This is a genomic window from Pelagerythrobacter sp. Soil_C_18, assembly GCF_057657235.1.
On sequence record NZ_JBDGIU010000001.1, the window covers coordinates 605,151 to 625,994 of the forward strand.

The 20,844-nt window shown below is 67.1% G+C and carries 17 protein-coding genes; 9 read left to right on the plus strand and 8 right to left on the minus strand.

Going from position 1 to position 20,844, the window contains the following annotated elements:
• The first annotated feature begins 9 nt into the window (after positions 1 to 9).
• Positions 10 to 1,179 carry an acyl-CoA dehydrogenase family protein gene (locus AC3A5N_RS02720; RefSeq protein ID WP_487735764.1) on the plus strand — a complete coding sequence of 390 codons (1,170 nt, stop codon included), beginning with the start codon at positions 10 to 12 and terminating at the stop codon, positions 1,177 to 1,179.
• Between the two features lie 74 nt (positions 1,180 to 1,253).
• Here the strand turns inward: AC3A5N_RS02720 and AC3A5N_RS02725 are convergent, their stop codons facing one another.
• A complete protein-coding gene (locus tag AC3A5N_RS02725; RefSeq protein WP_487735765.1) occupies positions 1,254 to 6,602 on the minus strand; it encodes an autotransporter domain-containing protein in 5,349 nt (1,782 codons plus the stop codon).
• A gap of 258 nt (positions 6,603 to 6,860) precedes the next feature.
• On the opposite strand from AC3A5N_RS02725, the gene AC3A5N_RS02730 reads away from it, so the two are divergent.
• The gene (locus tag AC3A5N_RS02730; protein ID WP_487735766.1) at positions 6,861 to 9,128 is read left to right on the plus strand and encodes a sensor histidine kinase; all 2,268 of its coding nucleotides are present in this window, start codon (positions 6,861 to 6,863) and stop codon (positions 9,126 to 9,128) included.
• Here AC3A5N_RS02730 and AC3A5N_RS02735 read toward each other — a convergent pair.
• Positions 9,114 to 9,731 carry a response regulator gene (locus AC3A5N_RS02735; RefSeq protein ID WP_487735767.1) on the minus strand — a complete coding sequence of 206 codons (618 nt, stop codon included), beginning with the start codon at positions 9,729 to 9,731 and terminating at the stop codon, positions 9,114 to 9,116. The two genes, AC3A5N_RS02730 and AC3A5N_RS02735, sit on opposite strands and share 15 nt — an antisense overlap.
• Before the next feature lie 343 nt (positions 9,732 to 10,074).
• Here AC3A5N_RS02735 and AC3A5N_RS02740 point away from each other — a divergent pair, with 343 nt between their 5' ends.
• The 7 genes from AC3A5N_RS02740 (at position 10,075) to AC3A5N_RS02770 (ending at position 15,122) form a co-directional block, all read left to right on the plus strand.
• Positions 10,075 to 11,208, plus strand: coding sequence for a sensor histidine kinase (locus AC3A5N_RS02740; RefSeq protein WP_487735768.1), 1,134 nt, complete (start codon positions 10,075 to 10,077; stop codon positions 11,206 to 11,208).
• Positions 11,201 to 11,575, plus strand: coding sequence for a response regulator (locus tag AC3A5N_RS02745; RefSeq protein ID WP_487735769.1), 375 nt, complete (start codon positions 11,201 to 11,203; stop codon positions 11,573 to 11,575). The genes AC3A5N_RS02740 and AC3A5N_RS02745 overlap by 8 nt, the downstream gene beginning before the upstream one ends.
• Complete coding sequence (locus AC3A5N_RS02750; protein ID WP_487735770.1) at positions 11,569 to 12,294, plus strand: Crp/Fnr family transcriptional regulator; 726 nt, start codon at positions 11,569 to 11,571, stop codon at positions 12,292 to 12,294. Before AC3A5N_RS02745 ends, AC3A5N_RS02750 begins: the two co-directional genes overlap by 7 nt.
• A 155-nt stretch (positions 12,295 to 12,449) precedes the next feature.
• Entirely contained in the window at positions 12,450 to 13,106 is a 657-nt protein-coding gene (locus tag AC3A5N_RS02755) for an SRPBCC family protein (RefSeq protein ID WP_487735771.1), read from the plus strand.
• On the plus strand, positions 13,106 to 14,293 hold the full coding sequence (locus AC3A5N_RS02760) for a zinc-dependent alcohol dehydrogenase (protein ID WP_487735772.1): 1,188 nt from the start codon (positions 13,106 to 13,108) through the stop codon (positions 14,291 to 14,293). The genes AC3A5N_RS02755 and AC3A5N_RS02760 overlap by 1 nt, the downstream gene beginning before the upstream one ends.
• A 138-nt stretch (positions 14,294 to 14,431) precedes the next feature.
• Positions 14,432 to 14,848, plus strand: a complete 417-nt coding sequence (locus AC3A5N_RS02765) for a CBS domain-containing protein (RefSeq protein ID WP_487735773.1) — start codon at positions 14,432 to 14,434, stop codon at positions 14,846 to 14,848.
• A gap of 16 nt (positions 14,849 to 14,864) precedes the next feature.
• Complete coding sequence (locus AC3A5N_RS02770; protein WP_487735774.1) at positions 14,865 to 15,122, plus strand: hypothetical protein; 258 nt, start codon at positions 14,865 to 14,867, stop codon at positions 15,120 to 15,122.
• Between the two features lie 181 nt (positions 15,123 to 15,303).
• On the opposite strand, the gene AC3A5N_RS02775 is transcribed toward AC3A5N_RS02770, so the two are convergent.
• Genes AC3A5N_RS02775 through AC3A5N_RS02800 form a run of 6 tightly spaced genes read right to left on the minus strand, consistent with a single transcriptional unit; the run spans position 15,304 to position 20,738 of the window.
• Positions 15,304 to 16,290 carry a Gfo/Idh/MocA family protein gene (locus AC3A5N_RS02775; RefSeq protein WP_487735775.1) on the minus strand — a complete coding sequence of 329 codons (987 nt, stop codon included), beginning with the start codon at positions 16,288 to 16,290 and terminating at the stop codon, positions 15,304 to 15,306.
• A 2-nt stretch (positions 16,291 to 16,292) separates the two neighbouring features.
• Entirely contained in the window at positions 16,293 to 17,264 is a 972-nt protein-coding gene (locus AC3A5N_RS02780; protein WP_487735776.1) for an MDR/zinc-dependent alcohol dehydrogenase-like family protein, read from the minus strand.
• The gene (locus AC3A5N_RS02785) at positions 17,261 to 18,379 is read right to left on the minus strand and encodes an inositol-3-phosphate synthase (RefSeq protein ID WP_487735777.1); all 1,119 of its coding nucleotides are present in this window, start codon (positions 18,377 to 18,379) and stop codon (positions 17,261 to 17,263) included. Before AC3A5N_RS02785 ends, AC3A5N_RS02780 begins: the two co-directional genes overlap by 4 nt.
• On the minus strand, positions 18,366 to 19,325 hold the full coding sequence (locus tag AC3A5N_RS02790) for a beta-xylosidase (RefSeq protein ID WP_487735778.1): 960 nt from the start codon (positions 19,323 to 19,325) through the stop codon (positions 18,366 to 18,368). The genes AC3A5N_RS02785 and AC3A5N_RS02790 overlap by 14 nt, the downstream gene beginning before the upstream one ends.
• Complete coding sequence (locus tag AC3A5N_RS02795; protein ID WP_487735779.1) at positions 19,318 to 20,145, minus strand: TIGR04290 family methyltransferase; 828 nt, start codon at positions 20,143 to 20,145, stop codon at positions 19,318 to 19,320. The genes AC3A5N_RS02790 and AC3A5N_RS02795 overlap by 8 nt, the downstream gene beginning before the upstream one ends.
• The gene (locus tag AC3A5N_RS02800; RefSeq protein ID WP_487735780.1) at positions 20,133 to 20,738 is read right to left on the minus strand and encodes a histidine phosphatase family protein; all 606 of its coding nucleotides are present in this window, start codon (positions 20,736 to 20,738) and stop codon (positions 20,133 to 20,135) included. Before AC3A5N_RS02800 ends, AC3A5N_RS02795 begins: the two co-directional genes overlap by 13 nt.
• Between the last annotated feature and the right edge of the window lie 106 nt (positions 20,739 to 20,844).

The following is a 20,844-nucleotide window of genomic DNA, read 5'->3' on the forward strand; positions in this document are numbered from 1 at the left end:
CGGAGCATCATGAACCTCAGCCCTTACGACACAGAGGACTTTCCCGAGATCCGCGAAGGCGTGCGGCGGCTCTGCGCGCAGTTTCCCGGCGAATACTGGCGCAAGCTCGACGCGGCGCGCGAATATCCGACCGCATTCGTGAGCGCGCTGACCGAGGCGGGCTATCTCTCGGTCCTGATCCCCGAGGAATACGGCGGCTCCGGCCTCGGCCTGTCCGCGGCGGCAGCGATCCTCGAGACGATCCAGGCGGAAGGGTGCAACGGCGGCGCCTGCCACGCGCAGATGTACATCATGGGCACGATCCTGCGGCACGGGTCGGAGGAGCAGAAGCGCGAATACCTGCCCCGGATTGCCAGCGGCGAGCTGCGCCTCCAGGCCTTCGGCGTCACCGAGCCGACCAGCGGCACCGACACGACCGCGCTGCGCACCACGGCCGTGCGCGAGGGGGACGAATACGTCGTCAATGGACAGAAGATCTGGACCAGCCGCGCCGAGCATTCCGACCTGATGCTGCTGCTCGCGCGCACGACCCCGCGCGAGCAGGTGGCGAAGAAGACCGAGGGGCTTTCGACCTTCATCGTCGACATGCGCGAGGTTGCGGGCCAGTCCCTGACGATCCGGCCGATCCGCACGATGATGAACCACGCGACGACCGAGGTGTTCTTCGACAACATGCGCATTCCGGCGAGCGCGCTGGTGGGGGAGGAAGGCAAGGGCTTCCGCTACATCCTTTCGGGCATGAATGCGGAGCGGACGCTGATCGCCGCCGAATGCGTCGGCGATGCCAAGTGGTTCCTCGCCAAGGCGAGCGACTATGCGAAGGAGCGGCAGGTCTTCGGCCGTCCGATCGGGGCGAACCAGGGCGTATCCTTTCCCATCGCCCGCTCCTACGCCAACATGCGCGCGGCCGAGTTGATGGTGCGCGAGGCGGCGCGGCTCTACGAAGCGGGCAAGCCGATGGGCGCGGAAGCGAACATGGCCAAGATGCTCGCGGCCGACGCCTCGGTCGAGGCGGGCAATGCCTGCATCCAGACGCACGGCGGGTTCGGCTTCGCGGAAGAGTACGACGTGGAGCGCAAGTTCCGCGAGACGCGCCTCTACCAGGTGGCGCCGATCTCGACCAACCTGATCCTTTCCTACCTCGCCGAGCACGTCCTCGGCATGCCGCGCAGCTACTGACCGGCAGGCAGCGTACGAAAAAGGCCGGAGCGGCACCGCCGCCCCGGCCCTTCCGCCGTCCAGAGTTCAGATCGTCAGAAGACGAACCGGGCCGTCACCCGCGCACCGTGGCTGGTGCGGTCCGAAGCGAGCGTGCCGGAGTAGGCCGCGCCGATGGTGAAGGCGCCCGAGGTGTAGTCGAAGCCCGCCTCGACTTCGGCCGAGTCCTTCGGGATCGCCGTGCCGACGACCGAGAACACCGGCCCGCCTGCGGCGAACTGCGAGGACAGCTGCGCCGCGCGGTCGCCGAAGGCATGGTTCCACGCCGCCGAGAGATAGGGCTGGAAGCCCTGCTGGCCGGCGTTGAAGCGGGCCTTCGCACCCAGGCTGAGGAAGGTCGTCTCCTGATCGGCCTTGGCCACTTCGAGCGCGGCACTGCCGCCGGTCTCGGCGAAGGCGTCGCTCTCGGTGCTGACGTGGGCCAGGCGGGCGAACGGCGTGATAGCGGTGGTGCCCGCCATCAGGTCGTAGCCGAGTTCGCCGAACACCTGCAGCGTGGTCGCGTCGCGGTCCGAAGTCAGCGTCTGGCTCAGCGGAGCGCCGGTGACCGACCGGGTGGTCTCCACTTCGTGCCAGGCGTAGGCGATGCCGGCCGCGCCGTGGAAACCGCCCGCCGCGCCGACGGTGGCGTGGGCGGCGAGGTACTTGCTGTCGACACTCGCCGCATCGTTGCGTCCGTCGCGGTTGAAGTCCGACCCGCCGATGCCGCCCGAGAGCGCGACCGCGAAGCGCTCGCCGCCGAAGCCGACGCCGGCCACGAGGCCCTTGTGGTCGGTCTCCATGCCGAAGCTGTCCGTGCTGGCGTCGAAGTCGCCCCAGCCGCCGAAGGCCGAGCCCCAGACGAAGGTGCCGGCGGCCTCGGGTGCGGCCATGCCCAGCAGGGCGCCCCGCAGGTGGCGGCTGTCGTCGGTCAGGCCGGCCAGCGTGCTGGCGTTGATCTCGCCCGACAGGTCACCGAAAGTGGCGCTGGCCGTGGCCGCGTTCTGCATCAGCACCGCTTCGAACAGCGGGTTGTCGATGCCGAGCGCCTGGACCGCGCCGGCCACGCCCACCTGGTTGGCGTTCGCCGCGACGTCCGCGAAGTCGACATCGTTGCGGTAGAGCGAGAGCGTGACTTCGTTGGCGCCGTAGCGGAGCAGCGGATCGAGGAACGCGAGGTCGGTGGTGACCGAACCGAACGTGCCGGTGATCCCTTCCGCACCGGTCAGGATGACGTAGTCGGTGCGGGGCGCGTAGTTGCCCTCTTCGGCGAGAACCGCGACGCCCGCCGTGCTGGCGATCGTCACCTCGCCGGTGGCATCGACCCGGTCGGCCTCGCCCGCGGCATTGACCTCGACTTCGTAGATCGAGCCGGCGGCGAAGTTCAGGTCGCCGGCGACCGTCAGCCGGCCGATCGAGTTGCCGGGCGCGAGCGTGCCGTCATCGCCGATCTCCGTGTCGCCGACCGAGCCGTTTCCGCCCAGCGTGCCGCCGGCGTTGACCGTCACGTGCGAGACGATCGAGCCGTTGACCGCCAGCTTGCCGCCGTTGACTTCAGTGGGCCCCGTATAGGTGTTGGTGCCCGTGAGGTTGAGGATGCCCTCGCCCTGCTTGACGATCCCGCCGAGCCCACCGATCGCGCCGGCGAACTCGGTGTTCTCCTCCTGATTGACCGTGAGCGTCTGCTCGCCGAGTTCGACCGTGGCTTCCTCTTCGCCTTCGAGCCCGCCGACCGTCTGGTCGTTGCCCGTGATGTCGAGGGTGCCGCCGCTGCCGAGGTTGAAGTCGGTGCCGGGATCGATGATTCCGCCGATCCGCACGGCGCCGCCGAAGATGTTGGTGATGCCCTGGAACGCGTAGTCCCCCTCGAAGGTGAGCACCCCTGCGCCGTGCTTATCGAGCACGCCTGAGCCGGAGAAGGCGCCGAGGAAGTCGTAATCGTCGGAGCGGTTGAACACGAAGCGGCCGTCATTGACGATGTCGCCACTGAACGTGCCTTCGGTGCCGCCCGCGCCGAGTTCGAAGAACCCGTCACCCGCGGTCGTGACGTCGCCCTGCAGCGTGCCGGTGAGGACGAGGCCGCCGTTCGAGACGGTCGTGCCGCCGGTGTAGGTCAACGTGTCGGTGTCGACGGTGAACACTGCCTCGCCGATCAGCTCGATCCCGCCGGTGCCGGCGATGGTCAGCGTGTCGAGCTGGGAGACGAGGTCGTCTTCGCTGAAATTGAGGACGAGCAGGCCATCGGTGGTCACGGCGGAGGTAAGGATCGGCGAGCTAAGGCCGTCCTCGCCCAGGTCGACTTCGTTGACCTGGAGCGCGCCTGCCTCGCCGATCGTGACGGTGGCGAATTCACCGACCATTCCCGCCGTCGTCCAGTAGCCCGCGGCGACCTCGAGCGTCTCGAAGCCGATGGAGGCACCGAGCTGCTGCTCTTCGGTCAGTTCGAGGACGTCGCCGTCGAGCACGAGGCTGTCGATGCCCTCGCTGGCATCGACCGCGCCGACGATCTCGCTGCCGGTGCGCAGCGTCACGTGGTCGTCGAAGCCGCCGAGCAGGACCGCCCCGCTTCCGCCGGTGATCGAGCCCGCGTTGTCGAGGACGACCGGGCCGCTGCCGTCGCCCCAGACGCCCAGCTCGCCGCCCGAGATCGTGCCGGTGTTAACCAGCGTCGCATTGCCGAAGTTGCCGAGGATCAGGCCGTGGCTCGCACCGCTGATCGTGCCGCTGTTGTCGACTGTGGCTTCGTCGAAGAAGCCGGCCACGACAGCACCGAAATCGCCCGCGCCGGTGATCGTGCCGCTGTTCGTCAGCGCGGCCACCCGCGTCGCCTCGGTGGGGCTTTCGGCCGCTTCGACGACCACGCCGAGAGTCGCGCCGGTAATGGTCCCGCTATTGGTGAGCGTCCCCGTGTCGGTCGCCAGGATCACCGCGCCGTAGCCGTTGGTGCCGGCAATCGTGCCGCTGTTGGCGATCGTGCCGGTTATGCCGGTCTCGCCCTCGATGCCCTGCGGCTGGATGAGCACGCCGCCCGCGCCTTCGCCGGTGATCGTGCCGGCATTCTCGATCGTGACGTCGCCCGAAAGGATCGCGCCGAAGCGGGTGCCGGTGACCGCGCCGCCCGCGGCGTTGGTCAGCACCGCCGCATAGCCATCAGCCGGCTGCCCTTCGAAGCGGTACATCGAGACGCCGTCAGACAGGGCACTGCCTTCGCCTGTGATCGCGCCGCTGTTGGCGACGGTACCGCCGCCGATCAACCGCACCCCGTCGTTGCTTTCGCCCAGGATCGTGCCGCTGTTGGTCACCTGTGTGCCGACCGCGGCGCCGACGAGTTCGTTCAGGTCCGCATCGAATACGTAAGCGGTGGTGATGCCCGTCCCGGCGCCGGAGATCGTGCCGCTGTTGGTCACGCTCGATTCCGCGGTGGCGATAGTCACTCCGCCGTCGGGAGCCGCATCGAAGCCGTCGTAGGCGCCGTTGCCACGGATCGTGCCGGCATTGACGATCGTCATCGCGCCGTCCGCACCGCCGTAGATTCCCGAGGTGGCGCCTTCGATGACGCCGGTAGCCTCGTTGGTGATCGTGAGGTCGCCGCTCGATCCCTGCATCACGCCTTCGGCGAAGGCGCTGGTGATCGTGCCGCTGTTGGTGAGCGTCGCGCTGGCAAGATCGCTGCCGAAGCCGACGCCGAAGCCGCTGGTATAAGTGCCGCCGAAATCGCCGGTGCCGGTGATCGTGCCGCTGTTGACGGCCGTGGCAGTCAGGTCGCTGCGGTCTTCCTCGCTGTCGAGCACGGTGCCCTGAAGGAAAACGCCGCCCGCAATGCCGGTGATCGCGCCGGCATTCTCCACCGAGCCGCCGCCCGAGAAGATCACGCCGAACCGCTCGCCGTCGATCTCGCCGCCGGCCTGGTTGACGACCGAGGCGCCGAAATCCTCCTTCGCCTGATCGGTGAAGGCGTACATCGATATGCCGTCGGCAAAAGGCTCGCCCTCGCCCGCGATCGTGCCGCTGTTGATGACGGTGCCGCCGCCGATCAGGCGCACGCCGTCGTTGCTTTCGCCAACAATCGTACCGCTGTTGGTCACTTGCGTGCCGACGGCGAGGCCGACGATGTCGCCGATCTCCTCATCGTAGAGATAGGCCGTGGTGATGCCGCTGCCCGCACCTGTGATCGTGCCGCTGTTGGTCACGCTCGACTCTGCGGTGGCGATGGTCACGCCCGCGTCAGGCGGCGCGTCGAAGCCATCGTAAACACCGTTGCCGCGGATCGTGCCGGCGTTGACGATCGTCATCGTGCCGCTGGAGCCGCCGTAGATGCCCGACGTGCCGCCTTCGATCACACCGCCTTCCGCGTTGGTGATGGTGAGGTCGGCGAGCGAGCCCTGGCTGACACCCTCGGCGAAGGCGCTGGTGATCGTGCCGCTGTTGGTCAGCGTCGCGGTGCCGAGATTGCTGCCGAAGCTGACACCCATGCCGCCGGCCATGGTGCCGCCGAAATTGCCGGTACCGCTGATCGTGCCGCTATTGGTCAGCGTGCCGGTCTGTCCTTCGCGCTCCACCCCGTCGAGCGCGTTGCCCTGGATGAACACGCCTTGGCCTTCGCCAGTGATCGTGCCCGCGTTGGTCACCGTGCCGCCGCTCGACAGCGCCGCGCCGGAGCGGACGCCGGAGATCATGCCGCCTTCCTCGTTGATCAGCGCGCCCGTGTAGCCCGCGAGATCCTGATCGTTGTGCGCGAAGATCGAGACGCCATCGGTGCCGCCGAAGGCGTTCTGCGCCAGCCCCTGGATCGTGCCCGAGTTCGTGATCGTGCCGCCGCCGGCAAGGCGAATGCCGTCGTCGTTCTCGCCGGTGATCGTGCCGCTGTTGACGATGGTGGTGTCTGCGATCGTGCCGGTCAGCGTATCGGTTTCCGGGTCGTAGACCGAATAAGTCACCACGCCGAACTGCGCGCCGGAAATCGCGCCGCTGTTGGTGATGGTCGAGCTCGTGCCGGACAGACTGACGCCGCCATCGGGCGGTGCGCTGAAGCCGTCCCCCCTGCCCTCGCCGCGGATGCTGCCCGCATTGGTCAGCGCCACGCCGCGGGTCTCCGCCCGCACGCCTGACGTCTCTCCGGCGATCTCGGCGCCTGCGGCATTCTCGATCTCGAGGGTCGCGTCGGCAGGGGTCGCCGCATAGACGCCTTCGCGCACAGTGCCGCGGACCGTGCCGTGGTTCTCGATCCTGCCGACATCCGCATCGGCGTAGATTCCGACCTCGCCTTCGGCCGTCTCGCCTTCCGCCACCGTGATGACCTGCGGTCCAGGCGCGTCCTGCGCCTGAGCAGCAGGCGTCAGTTGCAGAATGGCGAGGCCCGCGACCGCGCTGGTTGCCAGAAGGTGCGACTTGGATAACTTGGTCATGGCAGGAAATTCCCCTTGAATTCGTGCACGTGTGCGGAAACGCTGCCCGAAGCGCGCTGATGCGCCTCCGCCATTGTGCCCGCTCTGTTCGTTGCGCCCCCGACCGACAGGTGCCGGTCCGTTAAAATTTGTCGCGGTGAGCTAATTCACGCAAACACATGTCGTCTACCCAATGAATTTTAGGGTGATTCGGGGGTTCTGGGGGGAAACCGCGACATGCAAGGTGAAGGGGATTCGAAACGGGGGGCGTTTCACCTGGTGAGGACGTGGATCGTTGCCGCGGTGCTGCTCGCGCTGGCGGCGCTGTCAGGGCCGGCGGCCATGGCGCAGGACCCGCTTCCGACCATCCAGCTCCCGGTCATCCAACTGCACGCCGGCGAGGATGCGCCGGCGATCGCGCCTTACGTCCGTTATACCCGCGACGGGGGCGACATTGCGGCCCGCCCGCCCGCGCTAGTGCTCGCCGCCACGTCGGAGCGGATCGAGGGCCGCGGGGTCCATTTCGGCCCACCCGGCGATCGCACCACGGTCGCGCTCAAAGTCCGCAACGCCGGCGCAGTGGCGGGAAGCTGGATCCTCACCACCGGGCGCGGCTCGCTAAGCCATTTCCGCCTCTACGAGGTGGAGGACGGACGGCTCGAGCTGCTGGTCGACGGCACCGATCCGGAGGCTGCGCGCGAGAACCTGCGGACCTATCAGGCCTTCAGCACCGAACTGGCGCTGGAGCCCGGGCAGGAGAAGACGATCCTGATCGATTTCCTGTCCGAGAACTCCACCTACATGCCGCTGCGGATCGAGACCTACGGCACGTTCTTCAAGGATCGGCGCACGAACATCGCGATGGTGTCGGGCGTGGTCCTCGGCGTTGCCGTGCTGATCTTCCTCAACTTCATGTTCTTCTCAATCACGGGCCACCGCGAGTTCGTGTGGCTGGCCGTGGCGGAGGCGTTCTTCGCGCTCAACACGATCCATTCGGAAGGCTACTTCACGATCTTCTTCCTGCCCGACGCGCCGCTGCTGGGCGTGGCGATCGAGGATTCGATCAAGTGCGCCTTCGCGGTGGCGATGACGCAGTTCGCCCGCAGCTTCGTGCGCACGGCCGAGACGTTCCCGCGGCGCGACCTCGTCCTCAGGACGTTGATCGCCGCCGGGCTCGCGGTGATCGTCCTCCAGGCGGGCCTGGCATTCTACGATCAGGCGTTCCGCGAGGTGCTGCATATCGGCACCTGGTTCATCACCGTCGCCGTCGCGCTGTTCCTGCCGTTCATCGGATTTGCCGCCATGCGCCAGATCGGGCGCCAGTTATGGCCGCTGCTGGTCGGCTGGGGCAGCCTCGCCTTGTTCATCATCTACGCGGCGATCGCGTCGATGGGCGTGTTCAGCTGGCTGCCGGTCAACTGGCACCTCGCCGGCCCCGTCGGGCTGTTCGAGTCCATAATGGTCACCCTGGCGCTGGGGCTCAATCTGAAGAAGATCCGGGCCGCACAGCAGGAAGCGGATGCGAACTACGCCCGGTCGATGGCGGAGCGGCTGGCGATCAGTGAGCGGGCGAAGCAACTGGCCGAAGAAAAGGCCTTCGCGCTCGCGACGGTGAACAGCCAGAACGCGCTGCTTCATGCCTCTGGTCACGACAGCCGACAGGTGATCCTCGCGCTCAACAGCGCGATCGATGTGCTCAAGCGCAGCGACGAGACCGGCGCGCACCGGGAGCTGACCGAGATCCTGCAAAGCTCGTCCAACTACCTGAGCGAAATCGCCTCGACGACCATCTCGGGCGCCGCGATCGTGGGCAACGAGTCGGGCTTCATCGCACTCAGCGCGTTCAAGGGGCAGGCGCTGATCGAGCCGCTGATGATGATGTTCCGGACGCTGTTCGCGGGCAAGAGCCTGACGCTGACCGCCGAGGTGGACGACCACGCGATCATCGTGTCCGATCGGCCGATGCTCATGCGGGCGCTCGCGAACCTGCTGAGCAACAGCTATCACTATACCGAAGCCGGGGGCGCCGCGGTTTCGCTGCGGATTGACGCAGGGCGCGCGGTCATCGAAGTTACCGATACCGGCGTCGGCATGACCCAGGCCATGGTCCGGCAGCTCGCCGACGAGGCCGTGCCCCGCGCACGCGAGGAAGGCGCGGGGCAAGGAACCGGCTCCGGCTTCCGGTCGGCCAGGCGGCTGATCGAGCGACTCTCGGGATCGCTGGAGATCGTCTCGACGAGTCCGGCGGGCACCCGGGTGCAGATTGTCCTGCCCTGCGCCCAGGCCGTGGTCACGCCGTGTACCACGAGCGAGCTCGACGGCGCGCTGCCGGGCTGGCGCGTGCTGGACTTCGATCGGCGGGAGGCGTTCCGTGCCGCGCTCAAGTCGGCCAGGGCCCCGCAGGCGCGGGTCGCAGCGGCGACTTACGACGATACGACGGTCACGCGCGGGCGGCTGAGCGAGACCGTGGGGATGATGCTGATCAAGCCGCTGTGTTGCGAGATGCGCGATCACCCGGCGCTTGCCGCCGTGTCAGAGGAGGTTTAGCTCCTGCGCCCGCTCCACGATCTTGCGGTTGTTCGATACGTCGAGCTTGCGCCGCAGCTCGGCAATATGGAACGAGACCGTCGGCTGTGCGATCGACAGCCGATAGGAGATCTCCTTGTTGCTTTCCCCCTGCGCCAGATAGTGCAGGATCGCCATCTGGCGTGAGGAGAGTGCGACCGGCGCTTCCGTCAGGCGGCTGAGCCCCTCCCGCATCTGCGGGGAGACGTAGACCTCGCCGGCGAGCGCCGCCTCGCAGGCGGCGATGATCTCCTCCGGCGGATCGGCCTTGCTCACCACCCCGCGCGCACCGAGCTTCAGCGCATAGTCGATTTCCTGGAAATGGCTTTCGCCGGTCAGGATGATCACCGTCATGTCGCGCGAACCGACGATCTCGGCGAGGACGTTCACGCCGCGCACGTCGGGCATGTTGAGGTCGAGGATGACGATGTCGACCGGCTGCGACTGGACGAAGGCGCTGGCCGTGGCCCCACGGTCGAGCGCCTCGACGATCTCGTACTTGTCGTGCCGGGAGAACAGCAGGCGCAGACCGCTTTGCGTGATCGGATGGTCGTCGACGACGAGAATAGTGTGCTTGGTGGTCATCGCGGCATCCGCTGTGGCAACTCAGGCGATCTGCCCCGTAAGCCGCGCAAGGCGCAAGCCCCAATAATGCTTGGGTTTAGCCCGTAGCTCTCCGCCGTGGCGCGGCACCGCAAGTGCATTACCAAACAGCAACTCTAATATTTGTTAGAATTCATGGAAGTAGATCTGGCGCAGCCGCCCAACAGTTCGTCCGGCGTGTGGGGAACTTCATCGTCCGGCTGTCATTCCTTTTGGCATGACGCCGAGTGTGGAACCTGCGGACCTCGGTGCTGATCGAACGATCGAGTCGCTGAAGTGCCGCTCATCTCGGCCGCCAGACTACAGGCTGGAAGCCGAACTTCTTGTGCTGCTCGCATCCGCGCTGGCCAACCGGCCGGAGCATGTGGCGCAGGACTTGTGCGATCTGCTGGTCGATACGGACCTGGCTCACACGGCCGGCATTAGCATTCTGGCTGGGAGTGACGACAGGCAGCGGTTTCGCGAGGTCGCGCTGGCGGGGGCGTGGAGCCGTGCACGGGGCGCTCCGTCGCTCGGCGTGCAATCCTGCCACCGGGCGATCATGCAGGACCGGCCGCTCCTGCTCCAACAGCCCGGACTGCACTGCTCGGAGGCGAGCGGCGGCGCGCCAGTGCACGAGGCGCTGCTGGTCCCCTTCCATCATAGCGCGAGGCCGGTGGGCATCATCTGGCTGCTCTCGCACGACGAACGGCGCGAGTTCGACAGCGAGGACCTGCGCCTGATGGGATCCCTCTCCCGCTTCGCGAGCGCCGCATACCGGATGGACGCGATCTCGCGCGAGGAGCGGCAGCACAGCTTCCCGCAAGCCGAGCGCCAGTCGATGGAACGGCAGAAGGTGCTGGTGGCCGAACTGCAGCACCGCGTGCGCAACATGCTCTCGATCGTCCGCTACGTGTTCTCGCGGACCGTCGAGACGAGTGCCGACATCGACGAAGCGTCCATGCACTTCAAGGGCCGGCTCGATGCGCTGGCGCGGACGCAGGTGATCGTCGCGCAGAGCCCCTCGGGTCTGGTCGACCTCGAAGTCATGATCCGCGACGAGCTCCTCAGCGTCGGCCAGGGCGACGGCGCCACGCTGATCATCGACGGGCCCCCCGTCCAGCTCGACACCGTCGCCGCGGAGAACATCGGCCTCGCCATTCACGAGTTGACGATGAACGCCATCAAGTTCGGCGCCCTCAGAGTGCCGGGCGCGACGCTCGATATACGTTGGTCGGTTAACATGGATAAGCGCGCGCGCCCGATCTTGGACTTACGTTGGATCGAAACAGGAGTACCGATCGTGCCAGTGGTGGGACAACGAGACGGATTCGGTAAAGAACTGATCGAAAAGGCACTTCCTTACCGCCTGGGAGCCGAGACGCGGCTCGATATCCATGGCGGCGGAGTGCGATGCTTCATCTCCACGCCAATCGAGACCCGCGGGACCGCGGCCGCCATGGAGGCGCCCGATGCGTGACCGGCTGAAGGGCAAACGCATACTGGTGGTTGAGGACGACTACTTCATCGCCGCCGACCTGACGCGGGCGCTGCAGCGCGACCAGATGATCGTGATCGGTCCGGTCGCCAGCGTGGACGAAGCGAACCAGAGCCTTGCCGATCAGGCGCCGGACGCAGCCATTCTCGACATCGAGCTGGGAAGCAAGACGTCCTACGGGCTGGCCGACCGCCTGATGGAGGAGCGGGTGCCGGTGCTGTTCGTGACCGGCTACGACGGCTGGCACTTGCCGGAACCCTATCTTTCGCAGCCGCGGCTCACTAAGCCGGCGGGCGACAAGGAGCTGATCTCTGCCCTTCAAGAGATGATCCGGAGCGCACCATGCTGAGCCGGACCTACGCCGTCTCGCAGCCCGAACAGACGGCGGTGCGCCGCCTTGGTTCGCTTGCCCGGCTTAGCGAAACGGACCTGCGCAAGATCGCGGATGCCGCGGCCGACGCACGCTATTTCCCCGGGCGGACCGAGATCGTCCGTGAAGGCGCCGAGCCGGCCAGGCCGACCTTGCTGCTGCGCGGCTGGGTCGCGCATCAGCGCATCCTGCCCGACGGCCGCCGGCAGATCGTCGGCTTCACCCTTGCGGGCGAACTCTTCGGGCGGAGCTGGAGCTGCCAGGACTGCGCGCTGACGTCCCAGGTCGCGCTGGACAACGTCGTCCTGTGCACGGCGCCGGAAGCCGAGCCGGGCTCGGGCCTCTCGCTCGCATACGAGAAGGAGCGGCTGGCGCACCGCCTGCAGCTGATCGACAACGTCACCCGGCTCGGGCGCATGGATGCCCGCGAGCGCGTCTGCGACCTGCTGCTCGAGCTTCTCGAACGGCTTCAGCGCTCGGGCGAGGCGGAAGGCAATACGTTCGCGATGCCGCTGACGCAGGAGTGCTTCGCCGACGCGCTGGGGCTTACGCCGGTTCACCTGAACCGCACGCTGCAGGCCTGCCGCAGGAGTGGCGATCTCTCGTGGCGGAGCGGCCGCGTGACGCTGCACGACCCTGCCGCCCTGGCGCGGAACCTTGGCCGCAAGCGCAATCGCCTCCAGCGGGACGCAGGCTGAAGGCGGAGCGATTTACCTTAACTCATGTTATTATTTACGCATAATATTCAGGAGTTTAGATAGACCGTTCTCCTTGCGGGACGAACCTGCCGAAGTCCGAGAAACGAAACCCTCTGCGCCCGTTGATCCCGTGAGAAACAGCGGGAATTCAGGCGATGACTTCACATGGACGGACCCACGGCGCGCTTGCCGCCGGGATAGCGCTTGCGGCGGGCGCGATTGCCCTTGCACTGAAGCAGCAGAACAGGCGGCGGCACCGGGACCACCCGGCGGACGATGCCCCGGGCTTCACCGCCCGGCGCGACTTCGGCCGCTACGAAGTCGTCGGGCGGAGCGTGACGATCGCCCGTCCGCGCACGGAGCTATTCGCCTTTTGGCGCGACTTCAGCAATCTCGCGCAGTTCATGGAGAACCTGATCGAGGTTTCCCCCGCCGGCACCGACGGGCATTCGGTCTGGACCATCCGCGCCCCTGCCGGCAAGTCGGTCCAGGTCGAGACCCGCATCGCCCGGGAAGTGGACGGCGAACTCATCGCGTGGCGCTCGGTCGAAGGCTCCGACATCGACACCGAAGGCCGGGTGACGTTCGAAGACGCGCCAGGCCAGCGCGGCACGCGGGTCGGCCTGATCATCGCCTATGTTCCCCCGATGGGAGAGGCGGGCCGTGCGGCCGCCAAGCTGTTCCGGCGCGAACCGGAGGTTCAGGCGCGGCACGATCTCAAGCGCTTCAAGATGCTGATGGAAACCGGCGAAATCGCCACCTCTGCGCGCCGCAAGGATGCGGCGCGCGCGGCCCAGATGGAGAATGCCTGATGCGAGCGCTGACATGGCACGGCACCAAGGACGTGCGGGTCGAAACGGTCGATGATCCGGAGATCGTCAACCCGCGCGATGCCATCATCAAGGTGTCGAGCACGGCGATCTGCGGATCGGACCTCCATCTCTACGACGGCGTCATTCCCGGAATGATGGCAGGCGACATCCTCGGCCATGAATTCATGGGCGAAGTCGTCGAGACGGGCCCCCGCAGCACCTTGCAGAAGGGGCAGCGCGTGGTGGTGCCTTTCACCATAAGCTGCGGCGGCTGCTTCCACTGCCGGATCGAGCAGTATTCGGCGTGCGAGAACTCCAACCCGGTCGAGAAGCAGGACGCTTCGGCAACGCTCTACGGCCACCCCATGGCGGGCCTGTTCGGATACTCGCATATGACCGGAGGATACTCGGGCGGGCAGGCCGAATACGTCCGCGTGCCGTTCTCCGACGTCGGACCGATCGTGGTGCCCGACCATCTGGAGGACGAGAAGGTCCTGTTCCTGTCCGACATTCTTCCCACCGGATGGATGGCGGCGGAGAATGCGGAGATCCAGCCGGACGATACGGTGGCCGTATGGGGCTGCGGCCCGGTCGGCCTGTTCGCCGTCCAGGCGGCGCTGGCGATGGGCGCCGCGCGGGTGATCGCCATCGATCACTATCCGCAGCGCCTGGAGCTTGCGCACAAGCTCGGCGCGGAGACGATCAATTTCCGCGAAACGCACGTGCGCGAGGCGCTGCTCGAAATGACCGGCGGCATCGGGGTCGACGCCGCGATCGATGCCGTCGGCATGGAAGCCCACGGCTTCGCGATCGACAACGTGATCGACGTGGTGAAGCAGAAGGTCGGCATCGGCGCCGACCGCGCAAGCGTGTTCAAGCAGGCGCTGCTCGCGGTCCGCCCCGGCGGACGCCTCTCGGTCCCGGGCGTCTATGGCGGGATGACCGACAAGTTCCCCCTCGGCGCGCTGATGGAGAAGAGCGTAACGGTCCGCGCCGGCCAGACGCACGTGCAGCGGTACACCGACCGGCTGCTCGCGATGATCGAGGAGGGGGTGATCGATACCACTTTCCTCATCAGCCACACGCTCCCCCTCGAAGAAGCGCCGCGCGGCTATCGCTGCTTCCGCGACGAGCAGAACACCTGGACCAAGGTCGTGCTGAAACCCGGCATGGAAGCGGGGCAGTGAGTCGCAAGGCCGACAAGGTGGCTGGCAACCCGTCGCTCCCCCGACACCGCTCGTCGGATTCCATTCTTTTAATTGAGGCAGTTTAGTGCGCGGTTTTCCTCAAGGTTTCAAATACCTCTCCACCGAGAGGAGCATCCGATGAGACCTTCCCCAGCCGCCTCGCAGGACGTGCCCTGCCTCAGACACCTCGACACGCTCGAGGCCGCGGCCAGGATGATGCGGGATACGGGCGCCAGAGTCCTTCCCGTAACCCAGGACGGCAAGTTCGTCGGCACGATCAGCGACCGCGACATCGTGATCCGCATGGTTGCGGAAGGTCTGGACGGCTGGCTCACCCGCGTCCGCGAATTCATGACCGCGCCCGCGCTGTGCTGCCGCGCGGACGACGATCCCGAGAGCATCCTGCTGGCGATGGTCGACGCGAAGCTCGACACAATCCCGCTGCTCGACGCCCGCGACCGGGTCGTCGGCATGGTCACCGTCGACCAGATCCGACGGGCGCATTCCGTCTTTGCGGACGAGATCGGCAGCCACATCAACGTCATCGCGGCCTGACGCGACCGGGGCACGAATGATCACCTACCGTCTGACATTCCAAGACGACCATCTGGGCGCCGCGAAGTACGTCGAATTCGAGGGACGAAGCCCTGCCGACGCCCTCCCGCACCTGGCCAACGAACGCCCGGGGCGGCGCGCCGAGCTTTCCCGCAGTGGAAACTACATCGCGACCCTGCGCCGCACGGCCACTACCGAAGGACTCTGGATCGTCGACCGGCCGGACGATCCGGTCAGCCGCCGCGCAAGCGAGACGGAATCGCGTTCAATCTGATCCAGTATAGCGCGGCCTCGGCAGGCAGGCGGTAGAAGGGCCGCAGGATTGTTCCTGGCCGACGATGTCCCCCGGGCGAGCCGACGCTCCTCTCACGATCGGTTCGCCGCCTCCCGCTCGGCGGCAAGTTGGCCGCGTTGCCGCCGGGCGGGGTTTCCCTTTCGGAACAGCCGCGCGCGCTTCAGTTGCCGCGATAGATCCGGTCCAGGATGTCAGCCACGGCCACCATATCGCGGCAGCGCTCGTCGAAGCGGTTGTCCGCGGCAAGGCGCTGCGCCCAGTCGATCGCGGCCTTCCCGCCCCAATCGTCGGGCGGCTCCACCAGAGTTTGCGTCCGGGTCCCATCGCGCCGGTATGCGGCAAAGTCGTAGAAGCTGCCGCCCATGTTCTCGACCGCAACCGAACCTTCCGTGCCGAACACGGCAAAACGAATGTCGGCGTCGCGGCCCGCGTGGTGGTTCCACGAGCAGTCCATCCGCGCGACGACGCCGCCAGCGAGTTCGATCGTCGCCATGGCATAATCCTCGACCGCCTCCGGCGACGGCGGGAGCCGTTCGCCGCGCGCGAAGAGGCGGGAGTCGACCGCCTGCACCTCGGGGAAGTCGAACATCCACAGGAGCAGGTCGACGAGGTGAATTCCGAGATCGATCACGCACCCTCCGCCGGAAAGCGCCCGGTCGCGGAACCACGCCTTGTCCGGCCCATAGGCGTTGTGAAAGACCAGCTCGGCCCCGAACAGCCGCCCCAGTTCGCCCGAGCGGACGATCGGCGCAATCGCCTCGACGGCCAGCGTGAAGCGGTAGGAGAAGTCGACCGCCAGCAGCCGGTCCGCCCGACGCGCCGCGTCAACGACGGCGCGCGTTTCCGCGGCGTCGCGGGCGAGCGGCTTCTGGCAGAACACGGCGACGCCGCGTTCAAGCGCTGCGATCGCCTGCTCTGCATGCATCGCGCTTGGCGTCGCGATCACCAGCCCATCAAGTCCCGCATCGAGCAGCGCTTCGAGATCCGGCACGCGCTGCGCGCCAGGGGCGGCGGCTCGGGTTGCGCGGGCGGCCTCCTCGTCCGGCTCGACGAAGGCGACCGGGTCCACCGCGTCTGCCGCGATCAGCGCTCCCATCCGATGCCGGCCGATCCAGCCCGTGCCGAGAAATCCTGTCCGCGGCCGCATCGTCAGTAGAGAATCAGCGCCTTGACGAAGCCCTGCGGCTTGTCGCGCGTGGCGTCGAGCGCTTCGCCCAGCCGTTCCAGCGGGTAGCGATGCGTGAAGAGGTGCGCCGGATCGAGCAGCCCGCCCGCGACCGCCTCGATCGCCCTCTCGATACCTGCTTTCTGCCGGCCGAGATCGCGCTCGTGAGCGTTGACGACGTCTATCCCCTTCCAGTTCCAGGCCTGCATGTCGACCTGCCGCGGCCCGTCCTGATGGTAGCCGGCGATCACGAGCCGGCCGCCCATCCCGACGAGCTCGCCTGCGAGCGTCAGTGTGCGCTGATCGCCGACGCATTCGATGACGCGCGGGCACATCTCGCCGCCGGTCAGTTCGCCGACCCGGTTTGCGACCGCCGCATCGTCGCCCGCCTGCAGCGTGAACTCCGCGCCGAGATCGCGGGCGAGTTGCAGCGATTCCGGCCGGCGCGAGATGGCGATGACGTGCGCTCCGGCCTCGCTGGCGAGACGGGTGAGCACCGCCCCGAGAAAGCCGATGCCGATGATCGCCACGGTCTGGGCGGCGCGAATGTCGCTCCGCTCGAAGATGTTGAATGCGCAGCCGAGCGGCTCGCCCGGGAACGGCATGCCCTCGAGCGCCGGCGGCAGCTTCACCAGCGCATCGGCCGGGGCAATGTCCATCTCGCGGTACGAGCGGTGGGACAGCGTTGCGACCCGATCGCCTGGCAGTAGGCCTTGCACGCCGGGTCCGACGGCGTCGATCACGCCCCAGCCCTCGTGCCCGAGTTCGCCCGGTTCGAGCGGAAACTGTTGCCACTCGGGGCCGGACCATGGGCCCAGGTTCGAGGCGCAGACGCCGCACCCCTCCAGCCGCACGCGGACTTCGCCGGGGCCGGGCACGGGCGCTTCGACCACTTCGACGGACACCTCGCCGGGCCCGCGGACCACCGCCGCCCGGATCGCAGCCGAAGCGCTCATGCCGCGCCGTTCTCCGCGGCGATGAAAACCTCCAGCTCCGACCAGGCGATGTCGTCGGTCATCTGCTCCGGCGGGTGCTTGCAGAAATAGGCTGCCGCCGGGATCACCGGCCCGGCAAGCCCGCGGTCGCTTGCGACCTTGGCGCAGCGGATGAGATCGATCGCGACCCCGGCGGAGTTCGGGCTGTCCTCGACCGAGAGGCGCAGTTCCAGGTTCATCGGCACGCCGCCGAACAGCCGCCCCTCCATCCGCAGGAAGCAGACCTTGTTGTCATTCTGCCAGGCGACGTAGTCGGATGGGCCGACATGGATGTTCTCGTCCGCGATCCGCTGCGCCGCGACCGACTGGACCGCTTCGGTCTTTGAGACTTTCTTCGATGCGAGACGCGTACGCTCGAGCATGTTGAGGAAGTCCGTATTGCCACCGGTGTTGAGCTGGTAGGTCCGCTCCAGCTTGACACCGCGCTTGCGGAAGAGGTCGGTCAGCACGCGGTGCACGATCGTCGCGCCGAGCTGGGCCTTGATATCGTCGCCGATCACCGGGACGCCTGCCGCGCGGAAGCGCTCGGCCCAGTCGGCGTCGCTGGCGATGAAGACGGGGATGTTGTTCACGAAGGCCACCCCCGCCTCGAGCGCGCACTCGGCGTAGAATTCGCTCGCACGTTGCGAACCAACCGGGAGGTAGTTCATCAGGACGTCGGCCTCGCTTTCGCGCAGGGCGTCGACGATCTCGCTCTTGCTGGTCTCCGGCGCGATGGCGACGGTGAAGCCGCGGTCGGCCGGCTGCTCGGTCATGTGCGCGGCCACCCCGTCGAGCACCCGGCCCATCCGGACCCGTGCGCCGCTTTCGGGCACCCGTTCGCAGAACACCGTGGTGCAGTTCGGCTTGGCGAAGATCGCCTCGGACACGTCGCGCCCGACCTTGCGCGCGTCGACGTCCCAGGCGGCGACCACGCGGATGTCCTCAGGCCCGTAGCCGCCGATCTCGCGATGCATGAGCCCCGTGAAATCGTTCGCGCCCGCGCGATAGTGGGAGAGGCCCTGCACGAGCGAACTGGCGCAGTTGCCCACGCCGACCAGTGCAACCTTGATGTCTGCCGGTTCAGGAGCTCGCATGTGCAGCCTCTCTTGTCGCCTCGGGAATGAAATGGCGCGTGCGGCTCTGCGGTTCCGGGGGAGCGTAGCGCTCCACCATGCGGCCGCAGAAGTCGGCGAATTCCTGGGGGTCGCGGGCACAGCTCGTGTGGTGCGCCTCGACCCCGAGATGCTCGGGCGTGAAGCAGAAGGTCACCAGCAGCTCGAACTCGGCCAGCGATTCCATCATCCGGTCGAACCAGTCCTCCCATCCCGGCCGGAAGCTGTCCGCCCACGAAAGCCCGGTGCGCAGCTTGCGCACGCCGAGCTGCCGCATCCAACTCACCGCATCGTCGAGCCGCGGATCCTCGAAATGGAACCACTGCATCAGGCCCATCCTGTCGGCACAGCGGGCGTAATAGTCGAGCGCAGGCTTGGGCGTGCCGTCCTCGCGAATCAGGCCCATGTAGAAATGGCGGTAGTAGCTCGACCCTTCCGCCTCCCGGTGGCGTGTTTCCGCGCCCCAGCTGTGCGGCAGGTCGAACAACGAGTACCAGTAGACGTTGGGCACCCGGTCCAGCAGGAGCTTGGCGGTGGTCTTGAGGCCGAAGATCTGCACTTCCTCCGCCCCGAAGCTGCCGACGCCGACTTCGGTCGCCCAGATCGGCATGTCGGGCACTTCCCGCTCGATCTCCGCGATCTTCTCCGGCCAGGCGTGGATCGGCCACAGATTCCAGTCGAGCGGGAAACCGTGGACCGCAACCACGTCGACATGGTCGAGCACCCCGAGATCGCGGATCCGCCGGAGCCAGGCGGGATCGATCGGCGACATGCCGCCGAGCACCCGCGTCAGCTGCGGATTGACTTGGGCGATCGCTCGCGCCGCACGGATCGCGGTGTCGGCGTAGATCGACCAGTCGGGGTCGAGTTCCAGATTCCAGTGCGACTTGTTGTTGGGTTCGTTCCAGATCATCGCGGCTTCAATCACCGTCGTTCCCCCTTGCCGGATAGACGGCCGCCGGGCCGTATTGCGCGTAAGGCACCTCGGCGACCCGGCAGAGGTAGACCTCCGGCTCGGGCTGCGCCTCGATCGAGAATCCGGACGCGCGCAGCATCGCCTGGCTGCACGCGGCGTTCGGCGCCCACCAGTTCGTCCAGTCCTCGGCAAAGGCATGCTCGATGAAATGGAGCCGCGGATAGGCGGGATTGTCGAAGTAGTCGGGCGGGCGCGTGGTGCCCGGCACATGAAATGGATGATCTCTGGGCACCTGCAGGACCGCGTCGGTGCCTTGCTGCATCGTCTGGAACAGCATGAGATCGCGCGCGACGTGCTCCCGGATCAGGTCGAGCGCCAGCAGCGGGTGCCGGAGATGGTAGAGCACGCCCATGAAGATCACGAGATCGAACCGCTCGCCCAGCTTGCCGACGTCGTAGACCGTCAGCTTGCGGTACTCGATCCCCTCGATCCCGAGCGCCTGGGCCACGAATTCGGCTTGCGCGAGGTAGCGGTCGTCGCTGTCGACGCCGAGCACCCGATCGGCTCCGCGACGCTTCATCTCGATGGCGTAGAAGCCGGCATTGCAGCCTATGTCGAGCACCGACATACCGGCCATGTCCTCCGGCAGAACATGCGCGAAGCGGCGGTACTTGAAGGCCGGATAATCACCGAGGAAGTGATCCTCGGCCGTGTGCACGCCGCCGCCGAGATCGATGTTCTGAAACCAGGGGCCCAGCTCGGCCACGCGCGCCTTCAGGTACGCGGCGCGATCGTCCGCCGCTTCTCTAACCGATGCGCTCAACCGATGCATGGAACTCCCTCGTTGATGCTGCAGACCTTCGCGCCCCACGAGCCGACCTCGAGTCGCGTCACCGAGGCGGGGTCGACCGAGAAGCGCAGGAGATTGTCGAGCGAGAGCCCCAGAACGCCCGCGACGACCGCGCGGATGACGTCGCAATGGGTGACCATGGCGATCACTTCACCCGGTGAGGACCTCGCGCTGTCGCGGACATGGGCTAGCGCGCGATCCTGCACCGCCGCCATGCTTTCCCCGTCGGGCGCCGTCGCGACCGAGCGGGCGGCGTTCCAGTCGCGCCAGCGGGGATCGTCCTCGAGCTCTGCATAAGGGCGCCCTTCCCACTCGCCGAAGTCGACCTCGTCCAGCGCAGGTGCGACGAACATCGGGACTGCGGTTCGCGAGGAGATGATGGCGGCGGTTTCCCGCGCGCGCACGACAGGACTCGTTTCGATCCGGTCCAGCCGCCCCTCGGCCAGATAGCGCGCGATTCCATGAGCTTGCGTGTAGCCGATCGCCGAAAGCGATCCTCCGCGCGATCTTCCGGAAAGCCTGCTGCCCAGGTCCGTGTGAGTCGCATGCCGGATGAGGAGAATCTTGGCCGTCATCGCCGACTCACTTCGGCAGGCAGCTTTGTAGAAGCAACCGTCCACCGTCGGGGGGAGCGACGAGCCGCACGAATAACCCGACGAATCGAAAATATAGCGCTTGGAA

Bases quoted from the DNA above. Each gene is read 5' to 3' on its own strand.
- AC3A5N_RS02720 (WP_487735764.1), top strand. From the start codon at position 10: ATGAACCTCAGCCCTTACGACACAGAGGACTTTCCCGAGATCCGCGAA.
- AC3A5N_RS02725 (WP_487735765.1), bottom strand. From the start codon at position 6,602: ATGACCAAGTTATCCAAGTCGCACCTTCTGGCAACCAGCGCGGTCGCG.
- AC3A5N_RS02735 (WP_487735767.1), bottom strand. From the start codon at position 9,731: ATGACCACCAAGCACACTATTCTCGTCGTCGACGACCATCCGATCACG.
- AC3A5N_RS02745 (WP_487735769.1), top strand. From the start codon at position 11,201: ATGCGTGACCGGCTGAAGGGCAAACGCATACTGGTGGTTGAGGACGAC.
- AC3A5N_RS02750 (WP_487735770.1), top strand. From the start codon at position 11,569: ATGCTGAGCCGGACCTACGCCGTCTCGCAGCCCGAACAGACGGCGGTG.
- AC3A5N_RS02755 (WP_487735771.1), top strand. From the start codon at position 12,450: ATGACTTCACATGGACGGACCCACGGCGCGCTTGCCGCCGGGATAGCG.
- AC3A5N_RS02760 (WP_487735772.1), top strand. From the start codon at position 13,106: ATGCGAGCGCTGACATGGCACGGCACCAAGGACGTGCGGGTCGAAACG.
- AC3A5N_RS02765 (WP_487735773.1), top strand. From the start codon at position 14,432: ATGAGACCTTCCCCAGCCGCCTCGCAGGACGTGCCCTGCCTCAGACAC.
- AC3A5N_RS02770 (WP_487735774.1), top strand. From the start codon at position 14,865: ATGATCACCTACCGTCTGACATTCCAAGACGACCATCTGGGCGCCGCG.
- AC3A5N_RS02775 (WP_487735775.1), bottom strand. From the start codon at position 16,290: ATGCGGCCGCGGACAGGATTTCTCGGCACGGGCTGGATCGGCCGGCAT.
- AC3A5N_RS02780 (WP_487735776.1), bottom strand. From the start codon at position 17,264: ATGAGCGCTTCGGCTGCGATCCGGGCGGCGGTGGTCCGCGGGCCCGGC.
- AC3A5N_RS02785 (WP_487735777.1), bottom strand. From the start codon at position 18,379: ATGCGAGCTCCTGAACCGGCAGACATCAAGGTTGCACTGGTCGGCGTG.
- AC3A5N_RS02795 (WP_487735779.1), bottom strand. From the start codon at position 20,145: ATGCATCGGTTGAGCGCATCGGTTAGAGAAGCGGCGGACGATCGCGCC.
- AC3A5N_RS02800 (WP_487735780.1), bottom strand. From the start codon at position 20,738: ATGACGGCCAAGATTCTCCTCATCCGGCATGCGACTCACACGGACCTG.